We start from the raw sequence: 8,980 nt of genomic DNA on the forward strand, positions 1-8,980 counted from the left end.
CCGCCCCGGAGTCACGCCCCGTCGACCGTCTCCGGGTCGCGCGGCGGACGCAGGCCGCCGGGCAGGCCGGGGAGGCGGAACGAGTACCGGCCTGAGCATGTTTATGTGATGCCGCACGAACGGCGAAAGGCGGGCCACGTCCTCGACACGGACGTCGAAGCCGTCCGCGCGCGACTGGTTGACCGCGGCGTCCACGTAGCGAGTGCTGAACGTCCGTGTAGCGGGTGTTGAACGTCCATGTGGTGGGTGTTGAAGAGGACGGCGGCGTTGAGGACGGCCCGGTCGACGGGCTGCGTCCGGCTGCTGGGCGCGGTCCGCACCCGAGGCCGCGGTGATGCCCGTATTCCGCTGCCGTACGGCTGACCTGACCGGGCTTCGCCCAGCTCCGCCAACGTTCCTCAGCCACCCGGGGCATCTTCTGGCGCCATTCAAGTGGCCTGCTCGTGCTGTCACACAGTCATACCGTATGGCCGAGCGTTGACTTCGCGGTGTTGCGTGACGGGGTTTCAGCGATTCGAAGCCTTTTCGCGCCGACAGACATGCCCGTTCACTCGGCGCCTGCCGGCGCCGGAGGAGAAAGGACTCGGATGCGCGCACTGCGACGTCTCGTATTGAGCGTCATCACGTCGCTCGCACTGGTCGGCACCACAGCAGCCACGGTTCAAGCCGACGACGCACATTCCCGCCACGGCGCCCACTGCCCGACCAGGGACCGGGCTGCCAGCGTGAACACGGCGCCGCCGCCGCTCCAGAACTACTACCGCGGTGACTGGCGACTGGGACCCAGCTACCTCACCCGAACCGGCCCCATCGGCCGGATGCTCCGGGGCTACCGTCCGCAGGACGACACATCGCGTTACTGGTTCCTCGGGTGCTACTGGCAGACCGCCCAGCTGACCAACCAGTCCGGTTGGTGGTATCCGGACAATCAGGGGTTCGTCCTCCGCAACGGACGCCCGGTGGAACGGCCGACGGCGCTTCGCAAGGGACAACTGGTCGACCTGTTCGGCAGCGGTCGCGGCAACTTCCTGGCGCCGGCGGGCACGCCGTACGTCAACCGTGCCCTCCCGCCGACCAACCTGGACAGGTTCTCCGCCACCGACCCCGCCTTCAACTACCACCTCTACCGTGTCGTCACGCCGTTCACCGTCCAGGCCGGCCCCATCAGGCCCTGGTTCGGCCAGCACGGGCTGGGCCTCCAGTACGTGACGAGCGTCACCATCCCGAACCTGATCACCTCGAACAATCTGGAGGAGATCGTGCCGGTGACCCGCCTGAGCGACAGATCGCGTCTCCAGCGATCGCTCCAAGGCCGCCTGGTGAGGCGCTGACAGCCCGAGCATCGGAGCCCGGCGCCGAACGGTGCGTCGCACTTGATGAATCGGTTCGGTAACCGGCGTACGCGGAAGCGGCCTTCGTGCTGAACATGTGCTCCGACCAGGGAACGCCCGTTCAGCACGAAGGGCGTGCGCATGAGTCACGCTGCAGCACGGTGCCCAGCGAGAGCCGTTGACGGAACTGCCCGGTTTCCAGGGCGAGTTCCGCTTCCGCGAGCTGTGGGCCGACGACGGCGCAGTCGAGTTGCCCGGCCCCGCGCGTGGAGCGGCCGGCGCAGTCCCCACGGTGAGCGTCGCCCGCACCGGGCAACCACTCCTCCGTCCCGGCCGTCCCCGGCGCCACCCCGCCGGGACCGCCGCTGTGACTGGAATCCGCCCCTGTGCCGTGTGCGACCTCTTGTGACCGGAGGGCCGTACTCCCATTCTGGGAGCGTCCTGGCGCGATGTCATGTGCGCGTCACCCCCACGGACATGAGGTGACACCGTGAAGACCAGATCCGTTCTGCTCCGTATGGGCATGCCAGTGGCCGCCGGCCTGGCGGCGATGGCGCTGGCCGCCTCCCCGGCCGTCGCCGCGGACGTTCCCGTCAGCTTCGACTGCCAGGCGACGCCCCCGATCGGCTCGGCGCAGACCTTCACCCTGGCCGCCGGTGTCGACGGCACCGCGCCCGCCTCCGTGGCCGCCGGCAGTGCCTTCACCGCCACCCTGGCGCCCGACCCGCTCACCGTGCCGACCACGGTCAGCGGCGACACGGTGAACTCCATCAGCGACCTGAAGCTCTCCCTGCCCGTCCCCTCCGGCGCGACCCTCACCGGCGAGTCGCTCTCCGGCGGCACGGTCTCCGGCGCGACGGTCGCGGTCAGCGGCGGCGACCTCGTCATCAGCCTGCCCGGACCGATCGCCGGGGGCAGCACCTTCACGCTTCCGACGCTCACCCTCGACCTGACCGCCGGTGCCTCCGGCGGCACCGTCCAGACGCAGATCGCGGGCACCAGCTACACCGACCCGGGCCTGACGTTCAACGCGAGCGTCAGCATCAGCATCATCACCGTGACTGTTCCGACCACCTGCTACATCCCGGACTCTCCGGTACTCAGTTCCACGTCTGTCAGCTGATGCCTCCGGCGGTCCGGCGTCCGCGTCCGCGACTGCGGGTGCGATGCCGGGCCGCCGTCGGTTGTCGGTCGGTGGCGGGGTCAGCGGCGGGGCCGGCGCCGGGTCGGCGCGGGGCGGGCGGTGAAGGGGCGGGCGCCCGAAGCGGTCCGCCTGGAGAAGTCCGCCCGAAGCGGTCTGTCTGGAGCGGTCCGCCCGAAGCCGTCTGCCTGAAGCCGTCCCCTGGAGAAGTCCCCCGAAGCGATCCGCCCGAAGCAGTCCCCTGGAGAAGTCTTCCGAAGCACTCCCCCGGAGAGGTTCGCCCCGCGGCGGTCCGCGCTGAAGAAGTCCGCTGCTGGAATGCCGGCCCGGCGTGGACCGGGCTGCCGCCGTGTCCGCCCACCGAGCGCGATCGGCTGTTCCCTGTACGGTGAAAATATGCCGTCCGCCGAAGCGCAGAGGCGCTACTCAGGGACGCCATGGCGCGGTCCGCGAGCGATCGTGGGCCTGGCGCTCGTCATCCTGGTGCTGGTCCTGATCGCCGACGTGTCCGGCGGCTCCACGGTCCGGCTCGGCGGCATCATGCTGGCCCTGCCGGCGCTGGCAGCGGTGTTCACCGGTCCGGTGCCGGTGCTGGTCATCTCCGGGGCGATGCTCCCGGCCTATGTCGGCTCCCTCGCGAGTAATGGGCGCCTGACCTGGGCGGACGCGCCGGTATCCATCGCGACGGCGCTGGTCATCTGTGCGGCGTCGGTGGGAGCCAGCGCGGTGCGGGAGAAACGGGTTCGCGAACTGGCACAGTCACGCCGGGTGACCGTTCAGACGCAGCAGATGCTGTTGCGTCCGCTGCCACCGCGGCTGGGTCCGATGGAGATCTCATCGGTGTATCTGGCCTCCGACGCGGAATCCACGATCGGCGGCGACCTGTACGCCTGCGCGATCGTCGACGGGCACCCACGGGTGATCGTGGGGGACGTCCAGGGCAAGGGCCTGTCGACGTTGGAAGTGGTGGTGTTCCTGCTCAACGCCTTCCGTCAGGCCGCTCAGGAACACGTTGCCCTGCCCGATGTGCCGGCCTACCTCGACGACGCCGTGCGCCGCGACCTGGCGCGTGCCCGGGACGTGGTCGAGGAGAGCGGCGACGCCGCGCAGGCCCCGGAGATGGAGCAGCGGCTCCGGGAGTGCTTCGTGACCGCCGTCGTGGTCGAGTTCACCGGTGAGGGGGACGAGGTACGGCTGGCCAATTGCGGCCACCCGGCACCGCTTCTCCTGCACGAGGGCGCCGTGCGGGAACTGCCGGCCTCGAAGCCCGCGCTGCCGATCGGACTGCTCAGCCTCGCCACCGACCCCGTGCAGGTCGACACCTGCCACCTCGAACCCGGTGACACCCTGCTGCTCTTCACCGACGGCCTGATCGAAGCCCGCGACGGAGCCGGAGCGTACTACCCGATCACCGACCGCATCAGCAACTGGGCGACCCAGCCCCCGGAGGCGATGCTCGACGCCATTCAGACCGACCTGCGACACCACACCCAGGCCCACCTGGACGACGACGTCGCGATGGTCACCGTCCGGCGTCCCACCGCCCGTGAGGCCGGCTGATGGGATCGTCCTGCGACGGCCGGTGGTCCCAGTCCGTGACCGTGTGACCACGTGACCGCGTGACTGCCCCGGGGCCGGGCGTGCGCCGGGACCGTACGGCCGCCGAGACGGTGCCGGTGGGCTTCGAGGCCGACGAGGGACAGAGGCGCGGTCCCGGCCCCGCAGCATCCCGCGAGTGCGGCCGGTCGCGGCCGGGGTACGGGCGCTCGCGAGTGAATGAGACCACCGAGGACCGGTTCGCCATACTCGCTGTGTCCACCGTCGCTCGGAGCATCGCGGTGCGGGGCTGATGATACCCGATGACGGGTTCAGGCACCGCAAGCAGATGATGCCGCGTACCAGGTCGAGGAAGGCTTGGTGTACGTCGGACTGTGTCCGTTTGCAGTGTCGGTCCTCCCATTAGCCTTGGGCCTATGCAACTGCCTCTTGAGTACGAGCTGCGCAATGCGCTCGTACACAACCTGGAGTTGATCGAGCCGGGACTCCGGCCGGTTCAACTCCATGAGTACCCACTGCCCAACGCTCATGGCACCAAGGGCAGTATCGATATCCTGGCCCGCGATCGCCATCAGATGTGGGTCATCGTCGAGCTGAAGCGATCTCGGTCCAGCGCACGGCAAGCCCTCCATGAAGTGAACAAGTACACGGAGCTTCTCTGCCGGGAGAAGCACCTTGCGCCCGACCGTGTCCGAGCCGTGGTCGTGGCAATGCCGGACGACTGGAAGGAGCTGCTCACCGCCGTCAGTAACGCGGCGCGCGACTGGAGCCACGACCTCCGCGGTTACCGACTTCTGCTGGACAGCAACGGCCACCCTGTTGGGGCCGAGCGAGTTCAGCTCCTGCCTCGGGCGTTCGAGCCCCGTATTACACCCATCCACAACCTGTTCTTCTTCACCACGGACGAGCAACGTCGACAGGGCTGGAGCATCATCAGCGAAGTCGCCGACGAGCTTGGGGCGCTTGACCTCCTGGCGGCGGACTTCGATCGGGTAGCGGAGAAACACCGCATCCCTGCGCTCTTTGGCCTGTACCTGGCAGTAGGCCGGGTCAACGAGGCGCTCGCCTCGGAGGACCTACTGGGCGGTTACGACGGGTCGGAGCCGTTCGCCGCCGAGTACCCGGCTGAGTACCTGGCCCTCTGCGCGATCTGCGACCGTCTTGCGTACAGCGAGATGCGTGGCATGAACATGGAGGGTAGTCAACCGGGACTGCTGAGCAATCTCGCCGACGACCCCAACTGGGCCATCCGAGAGTACCGAGGCACCGGTGCCTTTGGTAACACAGACGCCTTCGAAGAGCAGGACCTGTTCCGTTTCCTCACCGGGGACGATCGAGGTGACAGCCAGATTCTCTATACAGGCTCCGCAAGCCCGGCGGTAGTTAGCCGCTGGCAAGGGTTTCGGCGAGAGGCCCGACAGAGTTTGGCCGGCAATGAGGAGTGGGACTCGCTGGTGGGTGGTTGGCTCGATGAAGCGGGCGGGAAGGTCGGGGATGGAGACGTCGCACTGCACATCTACAACCCCTGTGACCTTCTGCAGGCAATCATCCACGGGTGGCCAGATCAAGTGGAGAAGTTTCTGCCCATGGTCATGGGCGCGGCCGTGCCCGATGAGGGACCGCAGAGTCTGATGCGGGGTGCTTTGTGCTGGAATGGGCTGGGCATGTCGTTGTCCGAGGCAGTACGGCTCGTATATCGGGACCCTCTTTATCTGATGAGCAGGATGTACGGAGGGACCGTGTGGGAATGTGACCGAGAGCTACTGGATCTCCTGGGTCTTCACTACGTGCTCCTGGAGAAGATTGCCTCCGGGCCAGGCAGGACATCTGCGGTTGACGAGCACCGTATCTGGATGCAGGACGAGGAGGGTGTTCGTGTCTACTCCTCAGCTGCGGACCCGTACGAGTACGCACAGGCGTACACAGACATTGCGGCTGACGGCGAGATCGTCTCCGTCATGCAGTACCTCAACAGGCATGCACGTGAGGTAGAAATGGTGGCCAGGGAGTACCGTGCCGTCGTTCACATCATCTGAGCGGAGTTCCGTACTTCGATGCTGGGGCTGACGTCGGGCCAGTCGAAGTTGCCGACCGCACACCGGTTGAGCCGGACGGTCCGCGGGCACGGTTCCTTCGACGCACACCGTGAACTCCACCTGGTCGTCAGGGGAGTTGACCAGCGACTCCGACCGGGCAACCACGACAGCACACCGTCCGACGACGCGAGGGCACATCGCCCGCCCCCGACGGGAACGGCAACCACCCCCGCTCGCCCGCGACTTCGCGCCGGGGCTCGGTGCCGTACGTCCCTCCGCAGTCAGGGAGCTGAGTAGTCACTGTGAGTTCTGGGGGACGCGGCCGCGGACCGGGACGCGTAGGTGTGCGGTATCTGCTGTTAGTGGTGTTGGGGATCGGTGGAGCGCTCGCCCTGGCCCGGCGCTTCGAGTTGGGGACGGCCGCGACCGCGGTGGCGCTGCTGCCCAGTCTGGCGCCGGCCTACCTGGGGTGGGCCGCCTTCCGCGACGACCGTGCGGAAAGCGCCGTGGTGGATCTGGACGCGGTCGCCGACCAGCTTGCCCGGGCGGTGCAGAAGCAGTGGGACAACGAGGCGGAGATCCGGCGGGTCAACGACCCCTATCCGCTGCCGGTCGCCTGGCGGGCCGCCGACGCCGATCTGGTCGAACCCTGGCACGCCCTGGCGGATCTGGCCCGCGCCTGGCCCGGCGGGCCGCCGGGTGATCCCGCCCGGTGGCCCGCGGACGCCACGGGGCTGGCGGGAGAGGACGCGCAGATCGGCGAGGTCTTCTCCCAGCGGCTGCCCACCCGGCGTCTGGTGGTCCTCGGCGAGCCCGGGGCGGGCAAGACCGTGCTGCTGATCCGGCTGTTGCAGGACCTGATCGAACGACGGACCGGCGGCGGCCTGGTGCCCGTGCTGTTCTCGCTCGCCTCCTGGGATCCCACCCGCCAGCGCCTGGAGAAGTGGATGGCCGAGCATCTGCGCCGCAGCCACCCCGGATTACGCGTCCTCGCCTCCGCGGTGACGACCGGGGACGAGCCGATCGATCTGGCCCAGGCGCTCCTGGACGCCCGGCGCGTTCTGCCGATCCTCGACGGGTTCGACGAACTGCCCCCGGCTCTGCACGCCCGTGCCCTTGACGCCCTCAACCGGGCGCTGCCGTTGAAACAGCCCCTGGTCCTGGCGAGCCGGGCCGCCGAGTACCACGCCGTTCTCCACCAGCCGGACACTCCGGTGCGGGTACGGCTCAACGGGGCCGCCGGGATCCACCTGCTCCCGCTCACCCGCGAACGTGCCGCCGCCTACCTGCGCCGCGACATGGGCGGTTCCCCCTCGTCCACCGCCGCCCGCTGGAACGGCGTGACAGCCCTCCTGGGCACCGACGCCCCCCTCGCGCGGACCCTGAGCACCCCGCTGGGGCTGTTCCTGGCCCGCACCATCTACAACCCCCGCCCCCGCCCCGACGCACTCCGTAATCCGGCGCCGCACCCGGACGAGCTGTGCGACGCCACCGCTTTCCCCACCCGCGATGCCATCAACGCCCATCTGTTCAACGCCTTCATCCCCGCCGCCTACAGCTCCGCCAGTCAGTACCCGCTCCGGTGGAACGCCCGGCAGGCCCATCGTGCCTTCGTCTTCCTCGCCCGGCACCTGCAAACCGACTGCGGCGGCAGTACGGACATGGCCTGGTGGGAACTCGACCGGGTTTTCCCCTCGTACACCCGCCCCCTGGCATTCGGGCTCCCGGTCGGGCTCGCCGTCGGGCTGTCGATCGGGTTGTCGGTCGGCCTTGTGGCCGGGCCGGTGGCCGGCCTGACGTGCGGGCTCATGGGTGGGCTGGTCGGTGGCCTCACCGGTGCTCTGCGGCCCAGACTTCAGCAGTCGGGGGCCCTGAGTATCCACCTGCGCATACCGTCCCGCTCACCGGCGTTCACGCTCGCGGTCGGCTTCGTGGGCGCGCTCGTCGTCGGGCTCGCGGTCGCGCTGTCGATCGGGCTGGTGTCCGGGCCGGTGGTCGTGCCCGTGGTCGTGCTGACGTTCGGGCTGGTGGCCGGGCTGGCATTCGGACTCAGGCTCCGGCTTGAGCAGTCGAGCGCTCCGAGCGTGCGCCTGCGGCTGTCGTTCCGCTCGCTCGCCGTCGGGCTCGTGGCCGGGCTGGTCGCCGGCGTCGTCGCCGGTCTCGCGGCCGGGATGTTGGGTGCGCTCGCGGGCGGACCCCACAGCGAGCTGGTGTTCGGGCTCGCCTTCGGGCTCGCGGGCGGGCTGACAGGCGGCCTGGCGGGCGGGCCCATGACGGAGGGACACGATCTGGGTACCACGGTCGGGCCGGCCGCGCTGCTGGAGCTGGACCGCCGCGCCCTCCTCGTGTTCGGGCTGGTGCGCGGGCTCGGGGGCGGCCTGACCGGCGGGCTCGTGGGTGCGTTCGCCTTCGGGCTCACGTTCGGGCTGGCGTACTGCCTCTCGTTCGGGCTCACCGGCGGGCTCGCGGGCGCGGCATGGACGAACTTCGTACTGGCCCGGGTCTACCTGGCGGCGCGGCGCCGTGTTCCGTGGGGCCTCATGGCGTTCCTCGACGACGCGCACCAGCATCGCGGCGTGCTGCGGCAGGTCGGGTCGGTGTACCAGTTCCGGCATATCGACCTGCAACGCCATCTCGCCCAGCAGCCCTGGCCCCCGCCGCACGAGCGACGCCTCACGTCCTGAGCACCGGATGAAGTCCCCTGGCGGACCTGGACGTTGCCGGCATCCGGCCGCACCACGCCTGCGTGCGGCCCGAGTTCGAGCGGCTCCGCGCAGCCATCACCCCCGCGAGCGGAGTCGGTTACCCCTGACCGGTGTCGCCGGTGTCACGATCCTGCCGGGCGATCGGTGTCAACGGGCGTTCCGGGCCCACGCTGTGGGCCGGGGAGCCCACGAGCTCGGGTGACATGGCGG

5 protein-coding genes and 1 pseudogene are annotated in these 8,980 nt (G+C 69.4%); 5 read left to right on the forward strand and 1 reads right to left on the reverse strand.

Going from position 1 to position 8,980, the window contains the following annotated elements; all coding sequences use genetic code 11:
- Positions 1-11 precede the first annotated feature (11 nt).
- Positions 12-210 (reverse strand): annotated as a pseudogene (locus POF43_RS35160) (Tn3 family transposase); the annotation flags it as partial.
- A 515-nt stretch (positions 211-725) separates the two neighbouring features.
- Between POF43_RS35160 and POF43_RS19925 the strand changes: the two are divergent.
- The 5 genes from POF43_RS19925 (at position 726) to POF43_RS19945 (ending at position 8,749) form a co-directional block, all read left to right on the forward strand.
- Complete coding sequence (locus tag POF43_RS19925; protein WP_271323100.1) at positions 726-1,331, forward strand: TNT domain-containing protein; 606 nt, start codon at positions 726-728, stop codon at positions 1,329-1,331.
- Between the two features lie 490 nt (positions 1,332-1,821).
- Positions 1,822-2,454 (forward strand): cyclase, encoded by a 633-nt coding sequence (locus POF43_RS19930; protein ID WP_271316706.1) that lies wholly within the window; start codon positions 1,822-1,824, stop codon positions 2,452-2,454.
- A gap of 414 nt (positions 2,455-2,868) precedes the next feature.
- Positions 2,869-4,032 (forward strand): PP2C family protein-serine/threonine phosphatase, encoded by a 1,164-nt coding sequence (locus POF43_RS19935; protein WP_271323101.1) that lies wholly within the window; start codon positions 2,869-2,871, stop codon positions 4,030-4,032.
- Positions 4,033-4,445: 413 nt separating this feature from the next.
- Positions 4,446-6,065 carry an endonuclease NucS domain-containing protein gene (locus POF43_RS19940; protein ID WP_271323102.1) on the forward strand — a complete coding sequence of 540 codons (1,620 nt, stop codon included), beginning with the start codon at positions 4,446-4,448 and terminating at the stop codon, positions 6,063-6,065.
- A gap of 344 nt (positions 6,066-6,409) precedes the next feature.
- Complete coding sequence (locus POF43_RS19945; protein WP_282704681.1) at positions 6,410-8,749, forward strand: NACHT domain-containing protein; 2,340 nt, start codon at positions 6,410-6,412, stop codon at positions 8,747-8,749.
- Positions 8,750-8,980: the final 231 nt, after the last annotated feature.

Source organism: Streptantibioticus silvisoli (assembly GCF_027947535.2).
Classification (GTDB): domain Bacteria; phylum Actinomycetota; class Actinomycetes; order Streptomycetales; family Streptomycetaceae; genus Streptantibioticus_C; species Streptantibioticus_C silvisoli.

Coding starts and splice junctions, on each gene's coding strand:
- POF43_RS19935 (WP_271323101.1), top strand. CDS start 2,869: ATGCCGTCCGCCGAAGCGCAGAGGCGCTACTCAGGGACGCCATGGCGC.
- POF43_RS19940 (WP_271323102.1), top strand. CDS start 4,446: ATGCAACTGCCTCTTGAGTACGAGCTGCGCAATGCGCTCGTACACAAC.